The 22,103-nt window shown below is 54.3% G+C and carries 21 protein-coding genes; 9 read left to right on the top strand and 12 right to left on the bottom strand.

Going from position 1 to position 22,103, the window contains the following annotated elements:
* Positions 1–6: 6 nt before the first annotated feature.
* From D5S03_RS06055 to mraZ, 3 genes are all read right to left on the bottom strand, one after another.
* Positions 7–297, bottom strand: coding sequence for a hypothetical protein (locus tag D5S03_RS06055; protein WP_287043022.1), 291 nt, complete (start codon positions 295–297; stop codon positions 7–9).
* A gap of 153 nt (positions 298–450) precedes the next feature.
* A complete protein-coding gene (gene rsmH, locus D5S03_RS06050) occupies positions 451–1,410 on the bottom strand; it encodes a 16S rRNA (cytosine(1402)-N(4))-methyltransferase RsmH (protein ID WP_008871646.1) in 960 nt (319 codons plus the stop codon).
* A 55-nt stretch (positions 1,411–1,465) separates the two neighbouring features.
* Complete coding sequence (mraZ, locus tag D5S03_RS06045; RefSeq protein WP_040419321.1) at positions 1,466–1,924, bottom strand: division/cell wall cluster transcriptional repressor MraZ; 459 nt, start codon at positions 1,922–1,924, stop codon at positions 1,466–1,468.
* 256 nt (positions 1,925–2,180) lie between these two features.
* Here mraZ and pyk point away from each other — a divergent pair, with 256 nt between their 5' ends.
* Positions 2,181–3,587: a pyruvate kinase gene (pyk, locus tag D5S03_RS06040; protein ID WP_008871644.1), complete on the top strand. Its 1,407-nt coding sequence runs from the start codon at positions 2,181–2,183 to the stop codon at positions 3,585–3,587.
* 46 nt (positions 3,588–3,633) lie between these two features.
* Positions 3,634–4,635 carry an HD-GYP domain-containing protein gene (locus D5S03_RS06035; protein WP_008871643.1) on the top strand — a complete coding sequence of 334 codons (1,002 nt, stop codon included), beginning with the start codon at positions 3,634–3,636 and terminating at the stop codon, positions 4,633–4,635.
* On the opposite strand, the gene queD is transcribed toward D5S03_RS06035, so the two are convergent.
* A complete protein-coding gene (queD, locus tag D5S03_RS06030) occupies positions 4,636–5,022 on the bottom strand; it encodes a 6-carboxytetrahydropterin synthase QueD (protein ID WP_008871642.1) in 387 nt (128 codons plus the stop codon).
* Positions 5,023–5,183: 161 nt separating this feature from the next.
* Between queD and queA the strand changes: the two genes are divergently transcribed.
* The 5 genes from queA to D5S03_RS06005 all read left to right on the top strand — a co-directional run bounded on the left by queA (position 5,184) and on the right by D5S03_RS06005 (position 8,986).
* Positions 5,184–6,266 carry a tRNA preQ1(34) S-adenosylmethionine ribosyltransferase-isomerase QueA gene (queA, locus tag D5S03_RS06025; RefSeq protein ID WP_287043017.1) on the top strand — a complete coding sequence of 361 codons (1,083 nt, stop codon included), beginning with the start codon at positions 5,184–5,186 and terminating at the stop codon, positions 6,264–6,266.
* A 25-nt stretch (positions 6,267–6,291) separates the two neighbouring features.
* Positions 6,292–6,549, top strand: coding sequence for a 4Fe-4S dicluster domain-containing protein (locus tag D5S03_RS06020; RefSeq protein ID WP_008871640.1), 258 nt, complete (start codon positions 6,292–6,294; stop codon positions 6,547–6,549).
* Positions 6,542–7,594 carry a 3-methyl-2-oxobutanoate dehydrogenase subunit VorB gene (locus D5S03_RS06015; RefSeq protein ID WP_008871639.1) on the top strand — a complete coding sequence of 351 codons (1,053 nt, stop codon included), beginning with the start codon at positions 6,542–6,544 and terminating at the stop codon, positions 7,592–7,594. The genes D5S03_RS06020 and D5S03_RS06015 overlap by 8 nt, the downstream gene beginning before the upstream one ends.
* 94 nt (positions 7,595–7,688) lie before the next feature.
* The gene (locus tag D5S03_RS06010) at positions 7,689–8,444 is read left to right on the top strand and encodes a thiamine pyrophosphate-dependent enzyme (protein WP_008871638.1); all 756 of its coding nucleotides are present in this window, start codon (positions 7,689–7,691) and stop codon (positions 8,442–8,444) included.
* The gene (locus D5S03_RS06005; protein WP_287043015.1) at positions 8,441–8,986 is read left to right on the top strand and encodes a 2-oxoacid:ferredoxin oxidoreductase subunit gamma family protein; all 546 of its coding nucleotides are present in this window, start codon (positions 8,441–8,443) and stop codon (positions 8,984–8,986) included. The genes D5S03_RS06010 and D5S03_RS06005 overlap by 4 nt, the downstream gene beginning before the upstream one ends.
* A gap of 162 nt (positions 8,987–9,148) precedes the next feature.
* On the opposite strand, the gene aroE is transcribed toward D5S03_RS06005, so the two are convergent.
* Both aroE and rlmB read right to left on the bottom strand, forming a co-directional pair.
* Positions 9,149–9,955 (bottom strand): shikimate dehydrogenase, encoded by an 807-nt coding sequence (gene aroE, locus D5S03_RS06000; RefSeq protein WP_287043014.1) that lies wholly within the window; start codon positions 9,953–9,955, stop codon positions 9,149–9,151.
* A 23-nt stretch (positions 9,956–9,978) separates the two neighbouring features.
* Positions 9,979–10,701 (bottom strand): 23S rRNA (guanosine(2251)-2'-O)-methyltransferase RlmB, encoded by a 723-nt coding sequence (gene rlmB / locus D5S03_RS05995; RefSeq protein WP_008871635.1) that lies wholly within the window; start codon positions 10,699–10,701, stop codon positions 9,979–9,981.
* Between the two features lie 206 nt (positions 10,702–10,907).
* On the opposite strand from rlmB, the gene D5S03_RS05990 reads away from it, so the two are divergent.
* Entirely contained in the window at positions 10,908–12,677 is a 1,770-nt protein-coding gene (locus D5S03_RS05990; protein WP_008871634.1) for a LysM peptidoglycan-binding domain-containing protein, read from the top strand.
* 400 nt (positions 12,678–13,077) lie between these two features.
* On the opposite strand, the gene bamD is transcribed toward D5S03_RS05990, so the two are convergent.
* From bamD to D5S03_RS05970, 4 genes are all read right to left on the bottom strand, one after another.
* Positions 13,078–13,809, bottom strand: coding sequence for an outer membrane protein assembly factor BamD (gene bamD, locus D5S03_RS05985; RefSeq protein ID WP_008871633.1), 732 nt, complete (start codon positions 13,807–13,809; stop codon positions 13,078–13,080).
* 47 nt (positions 13,810–13,856) lie between these two features.
* Positions 13,857–14,777: a thioredoxin-disulfide reductase gene (trxB, locus tag D5S03_RS05980; protein ID WP_287043011.1), complete on the bottom strand. Its 921-nt coding sequence runs from the start codon at positions 14,775–14,777 to the stop codon at positions 13,857–13,859.
* A 4-nt stretch (positions 14,778–14,781) separates the two neighbouring features.
* Complete coding sequence (trxA, locus tag D5S03_RS05975) at positions 14,782–15,099, bottom strand: thioredoxin (protein WP_008871631.1); 318 nt, start codon at positions 15,097–15,099, stop codon at positions 14,782–14,784.
* A gap of 214 nt (positions 15,100–15,313) precedes the next feature.
* Positions 15,314–16,693, bottom strand: coding sequence for a sigma-54-dependent transcriptional regulator (locus D5S03_RS05970; RefSeq protein WP_008871630.1), 1,380 nt, complete (start codon positions 16,691–16,693; stop codon positions 15,314–15,316).
* A gap of 408 nt (positions 16,694–17,101) precedes the next feature.
* Here D5S03_RS05970 and D5S03_RS05965 point away from each other — a divergent pair, with 408 nt between their 5' ends.
* Positions 17,102–18,088, top strand: coding sequence for a hypothetical protein (locus tag D5S03_RS05965; protein ID WP_008871629.1), 987 nt, complete (start codon positions 17,102–17,104; stop codon positions 18,086–18,088).
* A gap of 396 nt (positions 18,089–18,484) precedes the next feature.
* On the opposite strand, the gene D5S03_RS05960 is transcribed toward D5S03_RS05965, so the two are convergent.
* Positions 18,485–19,537, bottom strand: coding sequence for a 3-isopropylmalate dehydrogenase (locus tag D5S03_RS05960; RefSeq protein WP_287043009.1), 1,053 nt, complete (start codon positions 19,535–19,537; stop codon positions 18,485–18,487).
* Positions 19,538–19,552: 15 nt separating this feature from the next.
* Positions 19,553–22,069, bottom strand: a complete 2,517-nt coding sequence (locus D5S03_RS05955; protein WP_287043008.1) for a mechanosensitive ion channel family protein — start codon at positions 22,067–22,069, stop codon at positions 19,553–19,555.
* Between the last annotated feature and the right edge of the window lie 34 nt (positions 22,070–22,103).

Here is a 22,103-nt window from a genome sequence, read left to right as displayed (position 1 = left end):
CCTGACTTACTTCCTGATTTTGCGAACCTGTTCATTCCCGGGCCTGGAGAGGCCGTGTTCCCGGCCGAACTCTCTGAGCCTGTAGGGAGACAGGAGGTTGTTTTTCTCTATGGACAACTTGGTGCGCAGTTCCCTGTTGTCCCGGTATTCTTCCTGGAGCCTTTCCATACGGTAGGCCAGATCCACCCTTTCTACTGTAACCCAGACCTTGGCCATGCCCAGAACAAATGTCGCCAGCAGCATAACTGCCAGCCACTTATAGCTCCCGGTTTTTTTTTCTTTCTTCTTTTCAGGCATGTTCAAGGTCCAAAGCCAGCCAGATAAATATATTTAACGTTCTTTCAAGTTTATGTTCTGCGCCTCTCTTGCTCCCCTGCCTTTCTTCCCCATGCACCATGCCCTATGCACCATGCCCTATGCTCCATGCCCTATGCTCCATGCCCTATGCCCTTAAACCCTTTGAGCCGCCCTTAGTTTAGCGCTTCTGCTTCTGGGGTTGCGGCTTATTTCCCTTTCCGAAGCGGTCAGGGGCTTTCTGGTTAAAATTTCCAGAGTTTTTCTATGGCTGCAGCTGCATACAGGAGACCTTGGCGGACAGATGCAGTCAGATGCCTGCCTGCGCAGATACTGTTTTACCATCCTGTCTTCCAGGGAATGAAAGGAGATTACCACCAGCCTTGCCCCGGGCCTGAGCCAGGGGGCGATTTTTTCCAGAAAATCCTGCAGGCTCTCCAGTTCTTTGTTTGTGGCCATGCGCAGGGCCTGGAATGTTTTGGTGGCCGGATGATTCCTGGCCGCCCGCCGTCTCTGGGCCGGGTAGGCCTGCTCCACTATGCGGGCCAGTTCCAGGGTGGTATTTATGGGGCTTTTTTCCCTGGCCTGGATTATGGCCCTGGCTATCCTGGGGGCCATGGGCTCCTCGCCCAGCTCATAGATTATCTGTTTCAGCCTGGAAAAGGACGCGTTCTGCACCAGGCTGGATGCCGGGGGGAAGCCCTGGGCCAGGCCCATGCGCATATCCAGAGGTCCATCATGGATAAAGCTGAATCCTTTTTCCTTTTTATCCAGCTGCAGCGAGGACATGCCCAGATCAAGAAGGGCTCCGTCCAGTCCAGGCCACTGCAGCTCCTGGAGATATTCCTGAAAATTATGGAAAGCATCCTGGACCATGTGCAACCCGCCCTGCTGTTCTTCCAGGTTTTCTGCAACCAGTTCCAGGGCCTCCTGGTCCATGTCCATGCCCAGAATGCTGCATTCACCTTTGCAGGCCTTGAGTATTGCCAGTGAATGTCCGCCCAGGCCCAGGGTGCCGTCCAGGTAGCGCCCTCCAGGGGCAGGGGCCAGAAGCTCAAGGACTTTTTCAAGCATCACCGGCTGATGGGTATAGTCTGCCAACTCCTGAGCCTGCACGGATATTACCTGTCCTTCTGGTTTTTGTCCGTCTCGGTGGTAACCGGGGACAATTTTAAAACCTCAGCTCGAATCCGTTTTCCGCCAGGGAATCCATTATACCGTCAAAGTCCTGCTCCATCATTCTGCGCTGCGCCTCGAAGCGCTCCATGTCCCAGATCTCGAATTTTCTTCCCACTCCGGCCAGAACGACCTCCCTGTTCATGCCTGCGTATGAGCGCAGATAGGGCGGCACAAGGATACGGCCCTGTTTGTCCAGGCTGATCTCAGTGGCCCCGGAAATAAAAAAGCGGTGGAAATCCCTGAATTTGCGGTTAGCCATATTTAACTGGTTAAAACTCTGTTCAATCCGTTCCCATTCAGGTAAAGGATAGCCTACGGCACAGCCGTCGAAATTGGTGAGCATGACCCGGCCTTCGGGAGAGTGCTCCAGGATTGTTTCCCTGAATTCGGGGGGCAGCATGAGCCGTCCCTTGGGGTCTATGCTTCTTTGGCTGTGTCCTCTGAACATAATTATCTAACCACTATTTACCACCATTTACCACTTTGTTTTTTTTCAGGCAAGGAAAAGTCAACTGTAGAATGAAATTTTTTGGCCTGTTTAGCTTGATTTTAAGTCTTTTTTTAGTTAAGCATTCATTATATTTGAATTTAAAAATTTAAAATTTTTTCTGCACGACTGCAGATTAAGTCCCGTGGCCTGTAGAGGGCCTGCAACCATTAAGTAAGACTCCCGCAGTTAATGTTGCGGGTAAAAAAGGAATGAACATATGCACACCAAGATAATAGCCACCATCGGACCAGCCTGTAACGAGAGGTTTATGATCAAAAGGCTGGTGGAGCAGGGGGTGCGGATTTTCCGGCTCAACTTTTCCCATGGAAGCGCCGGTGATTTTGAGCATATAGTCAGGAACCTGCGCAGCGTGGAGAATGAGCTGCAGCATGGAATAACCATAATGCAGGACCTGTCCGGACCCAAGATAAGGGCCGGGGAACTCAAGGAATCCCCCCTGAGCATAAATGTCGGGGATGAGCTGTTCATGGGCCCTTCGGATCAAATGGACAGGCATGACCCGTATCTGCCTTTTGACCACAGGGAGATCATCAAGGACCTTAAAGTGGGGGACGAGGTCAGGGTCAGCGACGGCGGCCTGAGTTTCGAGATCCTGGAAAAAAGTGGACAGGTGCTCAAGCTCAGGTCGGAAAACAGCGGAATCATCACCTCGCGCAAGGGCATCAATTTTCCCGGCCTCAAGGCCTCCATTGCCGCCCTGACCACCAAGGACCGCGAAGACCTGGCCGCCGGCCTGGACATGGGCATAGACGCGGTGGCCATGTCCTTTGTGCAGTGCCCGGAAGATGTCTCCAGCGCCAAGCACGTCATAGAGAAAAAAGGCCGCTGGATTCCGGTAATCGCCAAACTGGAAAGGCAGGTGGCGGTAAACCGCCTGGAGGAGATTCTAAGGATCGCCGACGGGATCATGGTGGCCCGGGGGGACCTTGGCCTGGAATGCCCTCTGTCTTCCCTGCCCACCCTGCAGAAGAGAATCATTGCCGCGTGCAACCAGGCGGCCAAGCCGGTGATTGTGGCCACCCAGATGCTTCTGTCCATGGTCAGCAATCCCATGCCCACCAGGGCTGAGACTACGGACGTGGCCAATGCCGTCCTGGACGGCACCGACTGCCTCATGCTCTCGGAAGAAACCGCCATCGGGGAGTACCCGGTTCAGGCTGTGGGTTACATGCGCGAGATAGCTGAGGAGGCGGAAAAGTTTTTCTTCGAGCTGGGCACAAGCCCCCTGGAGCCCAAAAAACAGGTTTCCGAAAATTTCATCGGCTACAACGCCTGTCTTCTGGCGGACAAGATCGGGAGCAAGGCCCTTGTGGCCCATACCGATTCCGGAGCAACGGTCAGGCTCATCAGTTCCTGCAGACCCAGACAGACCATCTTCGGTCTGAGTCCCAGGTGGGACACCCAGAAATTCATGAATTTCTCCTGGGGGGTGGTGCCTGTGCACATATCAGAAGAGCCCCAGGATCACCTGCAGCGCACGGAAAAATTTGTAGAGAATTTTTCCGGGTTTTTGAGCGGTGAAGACCTGGTGATAACCTCTGGACACCCCAAGCCAGGAGTGGAAAGTTCTCCCACCAATCTGTTAAAGATTTACCGCAAATAAAACCGATCGTTGTATAAACTTGCCGGATATTCAGGGGAGGGTTTACATGAGTTCAAAGCAGATTGACGCTGAAAGCTTAAACGAGGAATTCTACCAGGTCACGCCGGATATACTGGAGAGCTTCCCCAAGTTTCGACTGCCCCTTAACCTGTACAGATTCAAGGAGGATATCGGGCAACTGCAGCCCTATTATTATGCAGACAGACGCCTGGATCAGAACATGCAGAAAGATCTGCACAACTATTCCAGGAAGGGTCAGATCTTTGTGGCCCGTTCAGATCACAAGATTTACGCCAAACACATCAGCAAACAGCTGGACCTGGTCCTGCAGGACAGGAACCTGACCACTGAAGAAGTAGTTTACATTATCAGGTTCGCCCTTACCGAGAAAGCTTCCGATTTTTTCGAGCAGCCGGTTCCTGCGGCCATGGAGAAGCTGAAAAAAGACAGCTTAGTTTTGACTCAGTACCTGTGGGAGGACAGATCCAGGCTGGAAAATCTGCTCAAAATGCTGCACCAGGAATATTCCTGGGCCAGGCTCTGCTACAACAGCACCATTCTGGGGCTGGCCCTGTTCATGAAGATGCAGGAGGACAGCCTCAAGCGCCGGGCCATGGATAATCTGGCGTTGGGGCTGTTGACGCATATGCTGGGCATGACCAAGGTCCCGGCTTTTATCCTGGAAAAAAAGACCAGGCTTTCCAGAGAAGAGCAGGACAAGATAACAAATTATCCCATGACCGGGGCCAATATTATGCGCAAGCTGGATGTGCTGGAGGATGTGGCGCTTAATTGCCACCTGGAGCACAAAGAACTGCTGGACGGTTCCGGGGTTCCCAGGGGGCTGAAGGGAGCCGAAATCAGCTTGCATGGACGGTTGGCAGCGCTGGTGCATGCCTTCTGTGAGTACTCCCTGCGCCCGGATGCTAAGGGGCAGGACCTGTCCAGAGTGGCTGAATGCCTGGCCCAGGCCCAGAACAAGTACGATGCCAAGCTGAGCAGCAGTCTGCAGGAGCTGGTTCCCCAGGTGCAGGTCGCCCCGGACTGATCAGGATTCGCTGTAATAGGCCCTGGAGCTGTCTTTTTCCGCCACCATGACCCAGTCCAGGTATACGCCCCGGTTTCCCAGGCTTTTTTTCAGGCCCTGGTAAACGAAGCAGGCCAGATTTTCCGATGAGGGGTTGGTCTCTTTGAAGTGGGGCAGGTCGTTTAAATGTTTGTGGTCGAGTTCTTCCAGTACTGCCAGCAGAGTGTTCTTGAGTTCCTTGAAATCCATGAGCATGCCTGTGTCCGGATCGACCTCTTTTCCGCACACCTGGACCTGCACCTGAAAATTGTGCCCGTGCAGGCTTTCGCACTTCCCCCCGTAGTTGCGCAGTTGATGCGATGAACTAAAATCCGAGCTTACCCGGAGGCAATACCTGGGTGCGGCCATGTCTACTCCTTTATATCTTTAAAAAAGGTGTATAACTGATTCCGGTTTGATTATTGCTTTTTGCTTGTGCTGTCAATTTTGAAGGATGACCAGGGTCTGGGGGCATTGCAGGAAAAACCTTTTTGGTGGATTTAAGGAAAAGATTACACTAAATTCCAGCCATGAGCTTTTCTGAAGATTTTGATCTTGAAAACTATGAATACGAGCTGGATCCGGCCAGGATAGCCTCCTGGCCCACCCCGGACAGAAGTCAATCCAGGCTCCTGATTCTGGACAGGCAGGGTGGTGAGCTGCAGGAGGACAGGTTTGAAAACATTGACCAATACCTGGAGCCGGGCTCGCTTCTGGTGGTGAACACTTCAAAGGTGCTGCCGGCAAGGCTCATGGGCCGCAAAGAAAGTTCCGGGTCTGTGGAGTTCCTGCTTCTAACCCCGCTGCCTCTTATAAGTCCGGTCATGGAAAACGGGGAAAAAAAGGCCCGGGTAGAGTGCCTTGTCCGGGCTTCCAGACGCCCAAGGCCCGGGGACTGGGTTTATTTCGCGGAAAATGTGCGCTTCAGGCTTGTGCAGGACCTGGACCAGGGCAGGGCCAAGGGTGATCTTTTCTGGACCGGGGACCTGGGGCATTTTTTCGTGCGCTACGGCCATGTACCCCTTCCTCCCTACATCAAAAGACAGGATGAGCCCCAGGATGTCAACCGTTATCAGACCGTATATGCCCATCCGGACAAGCAGGGTTCTGTGGCAGCACCCACCGCAGGCATGCATTTTACTCCGCAGCTTTGTCAACGGCTTGAGGACCTGGGCTGCATGTGGGCGGAGGTCTGCCTGTACGTGGGATACGGCACTTTCAGCCCGGTGAAGTCCGCGGATATAAGGCAGCATGTGATGCACCCGGAGTACATCGAGGTGGGATCCCAGGCTGCAGAGAGCATCCGGGCGGCCAGGGCACAGGGACGCAAGGTGGTGGCCGTAGGAACCACCACGGTGCGTACCTTGGAGAGTGTCTGCAGGATGAAGGGCCGGGTGGAGCCTTTTACAGGCTGGAGCGATCTGTATATCTATCCTGGGTTTAAATTTGAAGCTGTGGACCAGCTCATCACCAACTTTCATTTGCCCAAATCATCTCTTTTAATTATGGTATCCGCTTTTGCAGGCAGGCGAAAAATACTGCACAGCTACCAATACGCCAGGGAGAAGGGTTTTCGTTTTTTTTCCTACGGCGATGCCATGTTTATAAAATAAATTTATTTGATCGGGGGGAGGATAGATGTCCAGGGTGATAATTCGCGAGGAAAGGTGCAAAGGGTGCCTTCTGTGTACCCTTGTTTGCCCGGTGGATATGCTGGAGCAGGCGGACAGGCCCAACAGGCAGGGGTACAAGGTGATCCGGGTGAAGAACCAGGATATGAGCGTGTGCAAAGGATGCGGGTTCTGTGCCGAGATATGTCCCGACGAGGTGTTTGTGGTCTACCGCAGTAAAAAGGACAGGGCCGGCGCTGAAAACCTGGAGGAAGAGCATGTCTAGGATATTCGTCAAGGGCAACGAGGCCATCGCCAGGGGGGCTGTGGACGCCGGCTGCAGGTGCTATTTCGGCTACCCCATAACTCCCCAGAACGACATACCCGAGTATCTGTCCAGGGTCCTGCCCGCATCAGGAGGGGAGTTCATCCAGGCCGAAAGCGAGATCGCAGCGGCCAACATGCTTCTGGGGGCAGGGGCCTGCGGGGTGCGGGCCATGACTTCATCCTCAAGCCCGGGCATATCCCTGAAGCAGGAGGCCATATCCTACATGGCCGGCAGCGATCTGCCCGGGGTCATCGTAAATATCAGCCGGGGCGGGCCGGGACTCGGGGATATTGGTCCTTCCCAGGGGGATTATTTCCAGGCGGTCAAGGGCGGGGGCCACGGGGACTACCGCCAGATTGTGCTGGCCCCGGGCAGTGTGCAGGAGGCTTATGATCTGACTTTTGAGGCCTTTGACCTGGCTTTTGAATACCGCAATCCGGTAATGATCCTTGGGGACGCCATCCTGGGTCAGATGATGGAGCCCATTGACACCCGGGAGCCAGCCGGTCCGGATCCCCAGGAGGCGGCCTCCTGGAGGCTTGAAGGCTCGGGGGAGCGCAGTCCCCGTATCATCCGGTCCCTGCGCCTGGCCGAGGGTACTCTGGGCAGGCACAACCAGGACCTGCAGGAAAAGTATATAAAGGCCCGCAAAGAATGCCGGCATGAAGAGTTTTTAACCTCTGACGCCCGGCTTGTGGTGGTGGCTTTCGGTTCCATTGGGCGCATTGTCAAGTCTACAGTGCGTAAGCTGCGTAAAGAGGGCCATATGGTGGGGCTTCTGCGTCCCATAACCCTTTTTCCTTTTCCTGCGCCTGCTCTGCAGGATCTGGCCCGCCAGGGCAAACGCTTTATGACCATTGAGCACAATATGGGCCAGATGGTGGAGGATGTGCGTCTGTCCATCTGCGGGCTTGCTGAAAGCGGTTTTTATGGACACCTGCCGGGCAACCTGCCTACCCCTGAGGATTTCGAGGAGCCCATACTCAAGGAACTTACAGGATAAACGTGCTGGTGTGCCGGGGTATTAAAACCCGGCAGGTGATATTTTTATGCCCGCAAAGTGGAACCTGGTTTAGGATATTCAAGGAGCAAACAACATGCAGGAAGTACTGGCCTACAAATCCCCGGATATTCTGGCGGATGTGCCCACACATTTCTGTCCGGGCTGCCATCACGGCATTGTACACAAGATGCTGGCCTCCGGACTGGAAGACGCCGGGCTGGCTCAGAAAAGCATATGCGTGGCTGCAATCGGCTGCGGAGCCTTTATCTACAACTACGTACTGGTGGATACCCTGGAAGCTCCCCATGGAAGGGCTCCGGCAGTGGCCACCGGGGTCAAGAGAAGCTCACCGGACAGCCTGGTGCTGGTCTATCAGGGAGACGGGGACCTGGCCTCCATCGGCCTGGCCGAGATCATGCACGCCGCCAACCGGGGGGAAAAGATCACCGTGGTCTACGTGAACAACACCGTCTACGGTATGACCGGGGGGCAGATGGCCCCCACAACCATGCTGGGTCAGAAAACCACCACCACCCCTCTGGGCAGACAGTCCGGGTCTGATGGTTATCCCATGCAGATGACCGAGATAATGTCCAGGCTGCAGGGGGTGAGTTTTGCAGCAAGGGTGGCGGTAAACAACATTAAGAATCTGAAAAAGGCCAAAAAAGCCCTGCGCAGAGCCTTTGAGGTCCAGGAGCAGGGTCTTGGCTTCGGTTTTGTAGAGTTTCTGGCCGCCTGTCCCACCAACTGGCGCATGAATGCCCTGGATGCCAATGCCCGGGTGGACAATGAGATGATACCCTGCTTTCCCCTGGGGATACACAAGGATGTTGCAGGAGAAGCACAATGAGCGTGTACCAGGACGTAATAATCGCAGGTTTCGGGGGCCAGGGGGTGATGCTCATGGGCAACCTGCTGGCGGTTTCAGCCATGCATTCCGGACTGCATGTGACTTACATACCCGTATACGGTCCAGAAATGCGCGGCGGCACAGCCAACTGCACCGTGGTCATCTCGGACCAGGAAGTGGGCTCACCCATTGTCAAAAGCCCCTGGACCCTCATTGCCATGAACCGGCCTTCCATGGAAAAGTTTCAGCCCCGGGTGAAAAAGGGGGGCACAGTAGTGTTCAATGCTTCCCAGGTGGAGCCCGGGCTTGCCGACTCAAGCCGCCTTCAGGCCAGGGGGGTAAAGGCCAACGACATCGCCAACGATCTGGGCAATCCCAGGCTGGCCAATATGGTGGCCCTGGGGGCATATATAGAGGTCACCGGGATAGTTCCCCTGCAGGTGGTCAAGGACAGTCTTGCCCAGGTAATTCCCGAGAGGTATCACAACCTCCTGCCCCAGAATGCACAGGCCCTGGAGGCCGGGGCAGGGGGGATTGAATGATTGAGGGATTGAGGGATTGAGGGATTGGGGATTTAGGCAGGATGATATGGAGTGATTTCTGGAGGCTGTCTGACAGGTCAGACGGGTCTGACGGGTCGGACAGGTCCGACAGGTCAGACAGGTCAGACCAGTCCGACAAGTCCGACAGCCTCTCGGTACTCCTCATATCTCCCCGGTGATTTTTCGTTGTAGTAGATCCTCTGCCCATCCGGGATCGAAGCCCTGGCCGGTCCAGGTCTTGAACTGCTTCAGGGCCTGGTGCACGAACATGCTCAGCCCTGATACTGTATGGGCTCCATGCGCCCTGGCCTGCTGCAGAAGCCTTGTCTGCAGGGGGTTGTACACCAGGTCATAGACTATCTTGAAGGGGAAGATGCTGCTTTCCCAGGGGGAGTGGTCCTGCATATCCCCGGCGGTACCCAGAGGGGTGGTGTTTACCATCAGGTCCGCCTTGAGACGGTAGCGTTCCTCCCAGGGGATGCTTTTTACGTTGAATTCCCCGGCCATTGCCACGGCTTTTTTTTTGCTGCGGTTGGTCAGGTATATGTTTGATATGCCCATGCGCTTCAGGCCGTAGAGTACAGCCCGCGAGGCTCCTCCTGCTCCCAGGATCAGAGCTGAATCCAGCTGCAGGTCTTCTATGGGGGCCATAAAACCCCTGCAGTCGGTGTTGGTCCCGCAAAGGCTTTTTCTGTGCCAGTACAGGGTATTTACAGCACCCATGTCGGATGCTTCCGGGCTTATATAGTCCAGGTACTCCATGACATCCTCCTTGTAGGGGATGGTGACGCTGGCCCCGGACAGGGGCAGAATGCGCACCGCTCGTATAAAGTCACCCAGATTTTCCGGTTCAATCTCCCATTTGAGATACACCCGCTTCATGCCTGCGGCCTGAAAGGCACAGTTGTGCAGATAGGGGCTCAGGGAATGTCCCAGTGTCCGTCCCAGTACGCCGTAAGCCTGATACATTCAGCTTCTCCTGTTGTGTTTTTTTATCTCCAGGACAGCATTCTTCCCAGGATCAGTGCGCCGGCATGGGCCACGTTCAGGGAATCCATGCCGCCCGCCATGGGAATATGGATTTTACCGGGGCACCTTTTAAGGACATTTGGCCGGATGCCCTTTTCCTCCCCGCCCAATACCAGAACTGCCGGAAAGACAAAAGTCTGCTCCAGAACGCTTTGTCCCTGGTCCATGGTTGCGGCATAGATATTAAATCCAGCCTGGTCTATATGATCCAGGGTGCGGGCCAGGTTGGTAACCTGGGCAACCCCGATCCTGTTCAGGGCTCCTGCCGAGGCCTTCATGGCCCCGGGCCCCAGGGGTGCGCTTCTGTCACGGGGAATAATGATGCCCGCCCCGCCCAGGGCGGCCAGGGTGCGGGCCAGGGTGCCCAGGTTGCCCGGGTCCTGGACCTGGTCTAAGAGCAGCAGCACCGGAAAAACGGCCCGGGTGGTGTTATTTAGAAGCAGATCCAGGTCCACAAGGGTCTGCATCCGCAGTCTGGCGGCAATCCCCTGTCTTGCTGCACCCATTTGCTGCAGTTCCTGGTCCGGGACCAGCTTGAAGCGCACATGCAGCTGTCTGCACCTGGATATCACCGGGTCCAGTCCCCGGGGGACCGGTTTTTTTACCAGAACCAGATCAATATGCTCCGGGTTTTCCTCCAGGGCCTCCATTACCGGTTTTTTGCCCAGTACAAGATTTTCGTGCATGAAATTGGAAGTAGCAGTCTTGATTGTCCCTGTAAATCTGTAAAGTGCTGCAAGTTTACTATTGCCAAACCCCAAGGAATTTAATAACCAAACGTGGTTTGCTTGAAGCGTTCCCGAGACTTACAACCGGCAGGTGCTCTGTTTGGCATTTTTATGATTCATGAATGCGTCAACCAGAAGAATTGTTATATCAAGGAGTTCTGAATATGCCTTTACGTTTTTTATGGATTTTTCCGGCTGTTTTTCTGCTTTTATCCTGCGCTTCAACACCCCGGGATGATTCTGCAGACCTTAAGCCCAGGACCCTTGAGCAGTCCCGGATTTTGTCCCACCCGGAACTCGAGGTGGACGCTGACGGCATATCCAAGGAGGCCGAAGCAGCCGAAAGCATGTTCAGGGACGAAATGGATGATCTAAGCCCCGAAGAAAAGGCTGAGCTCCAGCGGACACCGCTTACTGAGGCCGAAAAAGAGGCCCTGGAAACCGAGATAGAGTTCGATTTTGTTCTGGATGCCAGGGAAACTCAGGCCATGGAAAACTACTTCAAGCTCTACACACACAGATACCGCAACAATTTTCAGGCATGGCTGGATCGTTCGGAAAAATATCTGCCCTACATAAAAGAAGTCTTTCAGGAAAGGGGGCTTCCAGAAGATCTTATCTACCTGCCTTTTGCCGAAAGCGGGTTTAACCCCAGGGCGTATTCCAGGGCCGGGGCCGCCGGAATATGGCAGTTCATGCCCGGCACCGGCAGAATGTACGACCTCAGGGTGGACTGGTGGTTAGATGAACGCCGCAACCCTTTTCTCTCCACTTATGCCGCGGCAGATTACTTAGCCAAGCTATATGACGAATTCGAGTGCTGGTATCTGGCTCTGGCCGCCTACAACGCCGGGGAGGGCAGGGTCGGCCGGGCCATGCAGAGAAGCGGGCATGATAATTACTTCGATCTGATAAACGGCCCTTACCTGGCTATGGAAACCAGGAACTATGTGCCTAAGTTTCTGGCTATCCTGAAGATACTGCGAAACCTGGAAGAGCTGGATTTTGATCCCATAGATTGGGATAGGGCACCGGATTACAGGGAGTTGGAGATTCCGCCGGGAACAGATTTGATAGCCCTTTCCAGAGCAGCCGGCATGGAGTTTGATGAATTCAAGGAATACAACCCGGCCTTTCGCAGGGAAGTAAGTCCTTCTGATACCAGGACACAGGTTATGCTGCCGGACACAAAGGCTCAGGCGGCAGCCGAATTTCTGGACAGCCCCGAGGCAGAGCAGCATGCTGGATATCATAGATACCAGGTGAGCAGCGGAGATTCCTGGTGGCGTATTTCCAACCGTTTCGGGGTGCCGGTATCGGTACTTCAAGAGATGAACAATACTACATCTGATATGCTCCGTCCCGGGCAGTATGTATTTGTACCGGCCAGCGGTTCCACCCATGCCGGGTCTTCCACCCAGGATTACGCTCAGCGCAGGGGGAACTACGAAGTTCAAAGTGGAGATACCCTCTGGGATATTTCACGCAAATTCAATGTGGAAATGCAGACACTCATAGCGGCCAATGGTCTAAGCGGCAACACAATCCGTCCCGGCCAGAAGCTCTATATTCCGGGGCATACCCAGGCCGGTGGTGGAGATGAAGGCTCCAGGGTGCAGACCACCTACAGCGTCAGCAGCGGGGATACCCTCTGGGAAATTGCCCGAAAATTCAACGTCGGCATGGATGATCTGAGAAATGCCAATGGGTTGAGTGGCAACACCATCCGTCCCGGACAGGAGCTGGATATTCCCGGCGGCGGCAGCGGCGACAGCGGCGGCAGTGTTACCACTTACCAGGTGCGCAGGGGAGACACCCTTTCGGAAATCGCCAGCAGGTTCGGAGTAAGCACCAGGGACCTGCAGAACTGGAACAATCTCTCCAGTGGCCAGGTCATCCGGCCCGGAGACAGTCTGGAAGTAAGAGTGGATTAAGAAGGACCGGCTTAAAGCTCATCTGGAAGCGATTGGCCATAGCCCTCCCATCCGGGGGGCTGCTTCTCATTTGGATCTGCGTATCTGTCAGCGCTTTTAAGGAAAGCAGGGGACAGGCACCCCCACACTTATTTTTCTGTAGGCTGATTGACAGGTTTTAAAAATAAGTGCGGGGAGAGCCAGTCCCCATGCCACATGCAAAGCGCTAAACAGATACTGGATCTGCCATGCTTCAAGACTTTGCCGGAAATGACGCACGAAGTCACGGTCCGTGTTTAGTCTGATGCAAAAGACCTGTGTTGTCTGGAGTGCGTGGATGAACCTGGTTTGATTTTGAAGGCATAAGTCCCTACAGGCGCGAATAACCAGGCGGTGTTAATGCTGCTGATTGCGGTGTATTTTACAGCCAGTCCAGCCAGTCCCTCCAGGAACCTTCTTCTGTGGCTCTTTTGTGGCTGGAGACATGTTCCTGGTGTTTGTAGTAGCTTCTTTTGGCCCTTTCACCGGCGTATTCCACGTATTCAGGCAGATCTTCAAAATTGTCCATAACGTACCTGTAGCGCTCATAGGCCGATCCATAGCGCTTGGTTCGCCAGTAAAAATCGGCTATGTACAGTTCGTGTTCGGCTATTTTTTTGCGGCATTGTACCTTGTAGTACCGGGAATACTCAGCATATTCAGTCTCAGGATAAACCTGGGCCACCCGCCTGAAGTACTCCAGAGCCTCCTGCATGTTGCGCTGCGGACGGTCTATGGAAGTGAATTTGTTGAAGTGGGCCAGTCCTGTCCTGAAAAGTACATAGGGCATGTATTCGTGACGGGGGTTCATCTCGGCGAACTCGGTGAATACGGTGATGGCCGCATCATAGTTGCCGGACTTCATGTAAGCATCTCCCAGGGCCACTTCGGCTGTCGGGGTATGGGGGCTGAAGGGAAAACGGTCCCTCAGGTCTGAAAAATATTCAATGGCTTTATTGTAGCGCTCCTGCTCCATGGCATCCACCCCGGCCTGGGCCAGTTCCTGCGGGGTGTCCTCCAGTGGTTCGGGACCTCTTTGAAACCAGGCGCAGCCTGACAGCGCCGCCAGTGCGGCGGCAAGAATAATTGATAAAAGCAGGTTTTTGATTCTCATGTCGGCCTATTTAGTGAAAACGGAAGAATGTCAGAGTGTTTTGGGGACTAACCTGTTTTTTCCAGGTAAACCTGTACATTGTGGGCTGCTGAGGCTCCTTCGCCCACCGCAGTAGTAATCTGGCGGCACAGTTTGGAGCGGATGTCCCCGGCTGCATAAAGGCCTGGAATGCTGGTGCTCATCTCGGTATCCGTCTTGATGAACCCCAGTTCATCAGTCTCTACTTCCTGAGGCAGAGAGGGCGCTGCCGGGATCAGGCCTATGAAAACGAATGCACCCTGTACCTCGAGATCCGATTCTTCACCGGTCTGGACATTCTCAAGTTTTACGCTTTCCAGTTCCTTGTCTCCTGTAAATTCCCGGACCACTGTATTGTAGATGACATCGATCTTGGGGTTGTTTATCACCTTGTCCTGATAGATCCTGGACCCCCTGAAAGCGTCTCTGCGGTGAATGAGGTATACTTTTTTCACCAGTTTGGTCAGGTACAGGGATTCTTCCAGGGCTGTATCTCCTCCGCCTATGCAGGCCACTTCCTGATCTTTGAAGAAGTTGCCGTCACACAGGGCGCAGTAGGATATGCCACGGCCGTTGAACTTGCCTTCTCCGGGCACTCCGAGCTTTTTCCAGTTGGCACCTGTACTTATTATAACGCTTCTGGAAATGATGCTCTCCTGGGAAAGCACTGTTTCGAACTTTCCGTCCGAGGCTTTGATCTCAGTTGCTTCATCACCTATCTTGTCGTACTCGAAGCCTTCAAGGTGTGCTGTGAAGAGATCCACCAGCTCAAAGCCCTTTATTCCCTGGGGGAAGCCGGGATAATTTTCTATGGTTTCGGTGAGAAGGACCTGGCCTCCCGGGGAGAGCTTTTCCACCCAGGCCACCTGTATACCCGCCCTCAACAGGTAGAGGGCTGCTGTAACACCGGCAGGCCCTCCACCTATGACTACGCTTTCGTATTCTTTCATAAAACTACACAGCTTTATCGATCATCTGCTTCAGGTTGGCCTTGGATACAGCACCGGTTACCTGCTCCATGACGTCTCCGCCCTTGTACAGGATCAGGGTGGGGATGGCCCGGATGCCGTATTTGCCTGGAGTACCGGGGTTTTCGTCCACGTTCATCTTGAGTACCTTGAGGCGGCCTGTATATTCCTGGGCCAGTTCTTCAACCACGGGGCCGATAGCCCTGCATGGTCCGCACCAAGGGGCCCAGAAATCAACTAGAACCGGCAGTTCGCATTTCAGGACCTCTTCCTCAAAGTTGTTGTCTGTTACTGGGTTTGGCATCTTCGTCTCCTTGTTTATGCTGGAAGTTGTTGAGCTTTATTTTATCTGGAGCGGATATTAAGAGAAGTATGAAAAGACTGTCAACCATAATTAGTTATCATCTCTGCTTTTATACCTGGTGGATCTCGATTTTTCGCCGGGCACCGGGCGTACTTCAGCTCTACCACAGGCGGGCAGTGTGCAATCCGGTTCAGAGCTTACCCGGGCAGAGGGCTTATTTGTCCTTGTGCCGGGGCCAGCGCCAGTGGGTGATACCCAGCTTCTTGATCTTGTAGTTGAGGCTGCGCGGAGAGATGCCCAGCTGAGCAGCGGCATGTTTCTGGACCCACAGGTTGTCTTCCAGGGCCTGGATGATGGATCTGTATTCCGTGTTTTCAAGCCGGGATGCTGACGGGGAATTCTGGTAAGAATTCTCCTGGAGGTGAAGGCCGGAATTGAGGTGGATGCTTTCTGCGGTGATGACGTCTGAATGTTCCAGGAGGATGGCTCTTTCCAGGACGTTGGACAGTTCTCTGATGTTGCCCGGCCAGTGATATGCGCCCAGGATTTCCAGGGCCTCGGGAGAGATGTCCATCATTTTTTTGCGCAACTGGCGGCAGATCCTTTCCAGAAGCATGCGTGTGAGTGGTTCGATGCACTGCTTGCGTTCACGCAGGGGAGGCAGGTGCAGTTTTAATATGTTCAGTCTGTAATAAAGGTCGCTTCTGAAATCAGAAGCCTCCATCATCTGTTCTAAGTTCCGGTTGGTGGCCACTATAATGCGTATATCGCTGTATATGGTTCTGTTGCCGCCCAGGCGCTGAAAGTTCTTTTCCTCCACCACCTGTAGAAATTTGGCCTGCAGAGCCGGGGTCATTTCTCCTATCTCATCCAGAAATACCGTGCCGCCGGCGGCCTGCTCCAGCCTGCCCACCCTGGTCTGGGTTGCATCGGTGAAGGCTCCCTTTTCGTGGCCGAAGAGTTCGCTTTCCAGGAGATTTTCCGGGAGATTGGCACAGTTTATCTTGATAAAAGGCCTTTTTTTTCTGGGGCTGTTGAAGTGCACTGCTCCGGCCAGAAAGCTCTTGCCGGTGCCTGTTTCTCCGGTAAGCAGCAGGTTGGATTCAGTCTGGGCATATTTCCGGGTCCAGCTGAGAATATCCTGCATAGCCGGGGTGCTGGCCACTATCCTGTCCAGGTCGTAGATGACGTCCTGCTGGCGGCGCAGGTAGTCGATTTCATTTTTCATGCTTCTTTTTTCCAGGGCGCTGTCCACGGCCAGGCGGATTTTTTCCCCGGAATAGGGCTTGGCGATGAAGTCATGCGCCCCGGCCCGGATTACCCGGACTATCCAGTCCGAGTCGTCCTTTTCGCTGGTAACGATAACGGGAGCCTGTCCAAGCTGTTCCTGAATTTTTTGAATGGGTTCCAGGTCTTCGGCCCCGTTGCCGTTGACATCAAGGCTCAATACTGCCACATCGTAGGCTGTTTTCCCGGTTTTCTGTCCCAAACTGGACATGGAGGAGCAAAGGGTCAGCAAGTGCTCTGCCCCCAGTGCTCTGCTCAGTATATTGTGGTAGGCGTGGTTTTCTTCGACACCCAGAACTCTGGCCATATTAATTCCTGTTGCTCATTGCGCTTATCCCTGCAACGACACTTGTTTGTGCCTGATTTTTACAAGTCACCCGTTTTTTAATTGTTGCTGCAGGGTTATGTAGTTTCCATCCGGAAATTCTTTATTTCCGGATGCTGAAGCTGATGGTTTTCTTTCCGGAAACGAGGAGTTTTTTCTTTTGGCAAGGAAATCAAGCAATTATGAGGAGGCGTATCTTAATACGTTGACGAATAATTGTGCTGATTGACACCGCCAAAAGGAAAAAGAACCGTTTCCGGATGAAAACTATGTAACCATTGAAAGACCTTCAGGCCGGCTGCAATAGTAAGAGCCCTGTCAACCATTTTTTTCCGTGGGCAGTAAGATTTGGATTGCAGGTTCGGCTGATACAAATTAACATTTTTATTTATGACATTGCAAGAAAACAATTTCAAGTCCCGTATCTGCCTGGGCTATACTTCATATCGACTGGAAACCCTGCCCTTTGTCCAGAGCAAAATGCAGCATTATGACTGCATTGTGCTGGAAGAGCCACCAACGCCTGGTTTTGATGAGATGCTAAAAGGTGAAATGCAGGTACACGACTACCTGATGCTGACAGAGTTCGGGTTTCCAGGCTTTGCAGAAAAACAGTGCCTTCTTTTGCAGCAGATGTACGGTATGGGCAAGACCATCCTGCAGGTGGAGCCCTTTGTGGAGGAACTCATCGGCCTGCACGAGTTTTTCGCGGCAGAGGGCAGACCGGATCAGATCAGGCCTGAGACCAGGGCAGGGATGGTTTATGACTGCGAACGCAGGTGGAGCGACAAGCTCATGAAGTTTTACCAGGTTTCCGGTGCAAACCGGGATTTTTCCTACCTGGTAAAGGCGGTGAAGAATTTCGCCCGGGCCGATGCCGAAAAGGGCAGGCTGCGCGATAAGATGCGGGCCAGGGCCCTGGAGGATATTTTGCCGGGTTACCAGAGCGTATACGTTGAAGCCGGATATATCCATTTCTTTCTGGCCGCTTTGTTGTTTGCCAGAAAACCTCCCTTTTCCAGGCTGGAGACATTCTACAGTCTGCAGGACTTTTTCAGGGAAAGACTGGGAAGAAGACAGGTTCTGGGTCCCGGGGACGTCCTGACCCTTCTTTATACCTGGATGCCGGAATACGGCGGTCCCAGGGCAGACCTGCTGGCGGCCCGCAGCCTTATTTACAACAAGATAGTGCGCAAGGACGAGATCCTGGAGGAAACAGACAGGTTTCCCCATTCCAGAAACGAGCTAAAAGCGGTACAGCTGGCCGGAAGTCTGGACTATGAGGAGTGCAAAGATGTATACAGGGAGATCCGCGGGCTGGAAACCCGGGAGGCCATGGAAAGTGTAGAGGTGTGGGTAGAGCGGAAGAGGCAGTAGCAGGTGCTGTGATTTTCTTGATCACCATGGACTGAGTATTTTGGTTGCTTTTAAGCGTTATTCCCAGGTTGAACCTGAGAGCAGCTGGATAAGGAAGTGGTCATTAATAACGAACCACCCCCAGCCCCTCCTTAACCAAGGAGGGGAGCAGGCCGTGCTGAAATTTTTGGACATATGCACATGAGTTTAACCTGTTGTAGTTATTGGTTGAACAGGTGGTTGCTTGTAAGAGTTATCAACCATGAAGGGAAGGAAGTGGTCATTAATAACGAACCACCCCCAGCCCCTCCTTAACCAAGGAGGGGAGCAGGCCGTGCTGAAAATCTAATTTTTGGTAACCATTCAGGGGGTGCCTCAATTGACCTGTAATCACTACCGAGGACCCCCTGAATGGTTTCAGCTGATTTCAGCAGCTATGGCATCGCCCACCTCGCTGGTGCTCATGCCCATGCGTCCTGCGGACTGGGTCTGCATGCGGGGCAGCACCCTGGAAACGGCTTCTTCCAGGCCCTGGGCGGCCTGTGCCTGGCCCAGGTCGGTGAGCATAAGCTGACCGGCCAGGATGGCGGCAACCGGGTTGGCCTTGTTCTGGCCGGCGTACTTGGGAGCCGAGCCTCCGATGGGCTCGAACATGGACACGCCCCGGGGATTGATATTGCCTCCGGCGGCAATGCCCAGTCCACCCTGGGTGATGGCCCCCAGGTCGGTGATGATGTCCCCGAACATGTTGTCCGTGACCACCACGTCGAACCATTCCGGGCTTTTGATCATCCACATGCAGGTGGCATCCACGTGGGTGTAGTCGATTTCCACCGAAGGGTATTCTTTGGCCATTTCCCGGAAGACCCTCTCCCATAGGCCGAAGGCATAGGTCAGGACATTGGTCTTGCCGCACAGGGTGAGTTTGCGGCGCTTGCGGGTGGCGGCCAGCTCAAAGGCGTAGCGCAGGCATCGTTCCACGCCCATATAGGTGTTCACCGATTCCTGCACAGCAACTTCATGTTCTGTGCCCTGGCGCAGAAAGCCGCCGCTTCCGGCGTAAAGACCTTCGGTATTTTCCCGGACCACTATGTAGTCTATGTCTTCCGGGCCTTTTTCCTTTAATGGGCATTCCACCCCGGGATAGAGCTTGATGGGGCGCAGGTTGACGTAAAGGTCCAGGACGAAGCGGGTGCGCAGCAGAATGCCCTGTTCCAGGATGCCCGGCTTTACATCGGGATGCCCTATGGCCCCCAGGTATATGGCGTGAAAGCCCTTGAGCTCTTCCAGGACCGAGTCCGGTAAGATTTCGCCGGTCTTGAGGTAGCGCTCCCCGCCCAGATCGTAGCTGTGCCAGTCCAGCCTGAAGCCGTATTTCCTTCCGGCGGCCTCGAGAACTTTCTGTCCTTCCCGGACCACCTCCGGGCCTATGCCGTCACCGGGGATGACAGCGACTTTATACTCCTGCATGTATTTCTCCTTTGTTCATGATTTTTTACTGCTGTCTTGAGAATCGTCTGATAAGTCGTCCTGCGCCTTTTTCTCCTGTTCCTGTTCCAGCTGCTCCTGCCTCAGTCTTTCCTCCTCTTCCTTTTCCTCATCGGCCTGCTCCTTATCCTTGACCACTTCCCTGGAGGCGTCTGATTCGGTAAAGTACTCGATTTTCCTTTCAGGAACCTGCTCCGGCTGGGGCTCTTCCTTTTTGTCCTTTTCAGGAAGCGACTTTCTGGCCTCGTGCACCACCCGCATGGGTCTGGAATCACCCTGTTTATCCTGGCCGAACCAGATGGTGTGGTGCTGGAAGGGGATTTCGATGCCGCGCTCGTCAAAAACCCGTTTCATCCGCTCCAGGAATGCCCGGCGAATGGCAAAATGACAAAGGGGCCTGGTCTTGATGCGCACCCGGACTTCCACGGCTGAATCGGTGATCTTGTTCAGCCCGAAGATCTCTAAGTCTCCGATAATGTCCGGTCCCCATGTTTCGTCTTCTTTGAGTTCCGCTGCCACGTCCTGCAGGGCGTGCACCACCTCGCCGTAATTTTCCCGGAAGGCAACCCCGGCATCGATCATGGCGTAGCCGTAGTCCCGGTTGTAATTCTGAACAGTGGTCACTTCACCAAAGGGAATGACGTGCAGGGTGCCGGCCAGGTCGCGCAGGGAAACCGTGCGCACTGTCAGGTGTTCCACTGTACCGGCGTGTCCTCCTGCCTCCACCCAGTCCCCCACGGCCATGGAGTCTTCCAGGAGGATAAAGGCCCCGGTTATGACGTCGCGTACCAGGGTCTGGGCCCCGAAGCCGATGGCCAGGCCGATGACACCGGCACCAGCCAGAAGAGGCGCAATATTGATGCCCAGGTGGGCCATGACGCTCATTCCGGCCACCAGGATAACAGCTATCATTATTACATTTTTTAGAAGCGGCAGCAGGGTAAGCTTGCGCGAGGTGGCCCTTTTGTCCTCGGATTCGCTCTCCAGGGCCATGGACTTTTCAATCCTGATTGCGGCGAACTCCCAGATCAGGGATGCAATCATGAGTATAACCAGGATGGTCACTACCTGAGAGATGATTGCAAAGCCCTGCGGAGACATGAGCCATCCCAGGGTGCCCAGTCCCCAGGCATTGAGGATGGAAAAAACAGCCAGAACATAGATGACTGCCCTTATGGTCTTTTTCAGCAGAGGCAGGTAGCGGTTGGCCCTGGCTTCAAGCTCGGGGTGACCGGCTTTGAGGTCGTCGCTTATCCTGAACAGGTAGTCCTGACCCCGGTCGTTCAAGCGCAGGATAAAGGTGGTGATGAGTATGATGATCCCGGTGAGGACCAGGGCCCTGGCCAGAAAAAAAAGCCCTCCTTCAATCTGCAGGGCCCAGGTGCCGAAGAGTCCCAGGATAATGACGATGGCCAGGACATGCCAGAAACTGGCCAGCCTGCGGCGAAAAGCAGCCAGGGCCTGCATCCTGCGGCGCATGGCCTCGGTCAGCTGGGATTGCGCAGACTGGTCCTGATCCTCCTGGACGGGGTCCCCGCGAAGCCACTCGGCCACGCAGGAGCGGTTCTGCAGGACCAGGATTATGGCCATAAGCGTGATTATAAGGCCCAGGAGCTTCTGCAGGGAAACGTAAAGGCTGGCAGGCAGGCCCAGAAGCAGGGAAGCCTCCAGTATGAAATAACCGTATATTGCCAGGCTTACGATGCGGCGTACCCAGATATACAAATACTTTGCGGTTTCATTTTCTATGTCAAAAAGTCGCAGAGCCGGGGCTGCCGGAACCAGGATCAGCCTGGCCAGGGCCAGGACCAGCTTGGCAAAGGCTATGGCGTTTACAGCGGTCAGGGCCACCACCTGGGTGCCGTCGGCAGGATCCAGAAGGGGCAGAACAGCGTAGGCCACAGCAGCGAAGGCGATTATGGGGACTATTTCCAGCAGGGTGCTGCCCAGCAGAAACGCGGCCCTTGTGGCCCTGGAATAGGCCTCCTGGTCTTCCAGGGATTTGAGCGGTCTTCTCAGGAGGCGCTTTGCCAGCCAGAAGGCCAGGAATCCGGCCACCAGGACCAGGGCGACCTTGCCTCCCATCTCCCCCCAGGTCCTGAGTGTTTCCGGGTCCCGGGACTGCTGGACCAGGTCTCTGGCGATCTCAGGCAACTCCAGGGTGCTCTGGCCGGCATCAGTGAGGACCCTGTTTATTTCCTGCATATGCCCGGACATGAGGATCAAAAGCTGGCCCAGAAGTCCTTCGGCATCGGCCAGGGGTTCATAGGGCTTGTCTTCTTCCCTGGTTTCCTGTGCTGCAAGAAGAATCTTCAGGTCCTCTTTCAGTTCTTCAAGCTTTTGGGGATCCTCCAGGTCCTGCAGCAGTCTTTCGACGCCGGCCCTGGAGACGTCCCCTGAAGGAGATGCTGCAGTATTGCTCTGGGCACAGGCGGAAAAAGGCTGCAGGAACAGAAAAAATACTGCCAGCACAATAAAAACCGGCAGTGCTGGTAGCTTTGTGCAGCGGTGCATAACCTCTCCTTGTAAGCGTTCTAAACGGACAGTT

The sequence above is a fragment of the Desulfonatronospira sp. MSAO_Bac3 genome, from assembly GCF_003838035.1.
Taxonomy (GTDB): Bacteria; Desulfobacterota; Desulfovibrionia; order Desulfovibrionales; family Desulfonatronovibrionaceae; genus Desulfonatronospira; species Desulfonatronospira thiodismutans.
The sequence above is the reverse complement of the archived record's forward strand: the minus strand, read 5'-3'. Positions and strand labels throughout refer to the sequence as shown.

What these genes read in the sequence shown, in the direction of transcription:
- queA (WP_287043017.1), top strand. Translation starts at nt 5,184, where the DNA reads ATGAGCTTTTCTGAAGATTTTGATCTTGAAAACTATGAATACGAGCTG.
- trxA (WP_008871631.1), bottom strand. Translation starts at nt 15,099, where the DNA reads ATGCCAAACCCAGTAACAGACAACAACTTTGAGGAAGAGGTCCTGAAA.
- rlmB (WP_008871635.1), bottom strand. Translation starts at nt 10,701, where the DNA reads ATGCACGAAAATCTTGTACTGGGCAAAAAACCGGTAATGGAGGCCCTG.
- D5S03_RS05960 (WP_287043009.1), bottom strand. Translation starts at nt 19,537, where the DNA reads ATGCAGGAGTATAAAGTCGCTGTCATCCCCGGTGACGGCATAGGCCCG.
- D5S03_RS06020 (WP_008871640.1), top strand. Translation starts at nt 6,292, where the DNA reads ATGTCCAGGGTGATAATTCGCGAGGAAAGGTGCAAAGGGTGCCTTCTG.
- D5S03_RS06055 (WP_287043022.1), bottom strand. Translation starts at nt 297, where the DNA reads ATGCCTGAAAAGAAGAAAGAAAAAAAAACCGGGAGCTATAAGTGGCTG.
- bamD (WP_008871633.1), bottom strand. Translation starts at nt 13,809, where the DNA reads ATGAGAATCAAAAACCTGCTTTTATCAATTATTCTTGCCGCCGCACTG.
- pyk (WP_008871644.1), top strand. Translation starts at nt 2,181, where the DNA reads ATGCACACCAAGATAATAGCCACCATCGGACCAGCCTGTAACGAGAGG.
- aroE (WP_287043014.1), bottom strand. Translation starts at nt 9,955, where the DNA reads ATGTATCAGGCTTACGGCGTACTGGGACGGACACTGGGACATTCCCTG.
- D5S03_RS06005 (WP_287043015.1), top strand. Translation starts at nt 8,441, where the DNA reads ATGAGCGTGTACCAGGACGTAATAATCGCAGGTTTCGGGGGCCAGGGG.
- D5S03_RS06035 (WP_008871643.1), top strand. Translation starts at nt 3,634, where the DNA reads ATGAGTTCAAAGCAGATTGACGCTGAAAGCTTAAACGAGGAATTCTAC.
- D5S03_RS05965 (WP_008871629.1), top strand. Translation starts at nt 17,102, where the DNA reads ATGACATTGCAAGAAAACAATTTCAAGTCCCGTATCTGCCTGGGCTAT.
- trxB (WP_287043011.1), bottom strand. Translation starts at nt 14,777, where the DNA reads ATGAAAGAATACGAAAGCGTAGTCATAGGTGGAGGGCCTGCCGGTGTT.
- D5S03_RS05990 (WP_008871634.1), top strand. Translation starts at nt 10,908, where the DNA reads ATGCCTTTACGTTTTTTATGGATTTTTCCGGCTGTTTTTCTGCTTTTA.
- queD (WP_008871642.1), bottom strand. Translation starts at nt 5,022, where the DNA reads ATGGCCGCACCCAGGTATTGCCTCCGGGTAAGCTCGGATTTTAGTTCA.
- D5S03_RS05970 (WP_008871630.1), bottom strand. Translation starts at nt 16,693, where the DNA reads ATGGCCAGAGTTCTGGGTGTCGAAGAAAACCACGCCTACCACAATATA.
- D5S03_RS05955 (WP_287043008.1), bottom strand. Translation starts at nt 22,069, where the DNA reads ATGCACCGCTGCACAAAGCTACCAGCACTGCCGGTTTTTATTGTGCTG.
- D5S03_RS06010 (WP_008871638.1), top strand. Translation starts at nt 7,689, where the DNA reads ATGCAGGAAGTACTGGCCTACAAATCCCCGGATATTCTGGCGGATGTG.
- D5S03_RS06015 (WP_008871639.1), top strand. Translation starts at nt 6,542, where the DNA reads ATGTCTAGGATATTCGTCAAGGGCAACGAGGCCATCGCCAGGGGGGCT.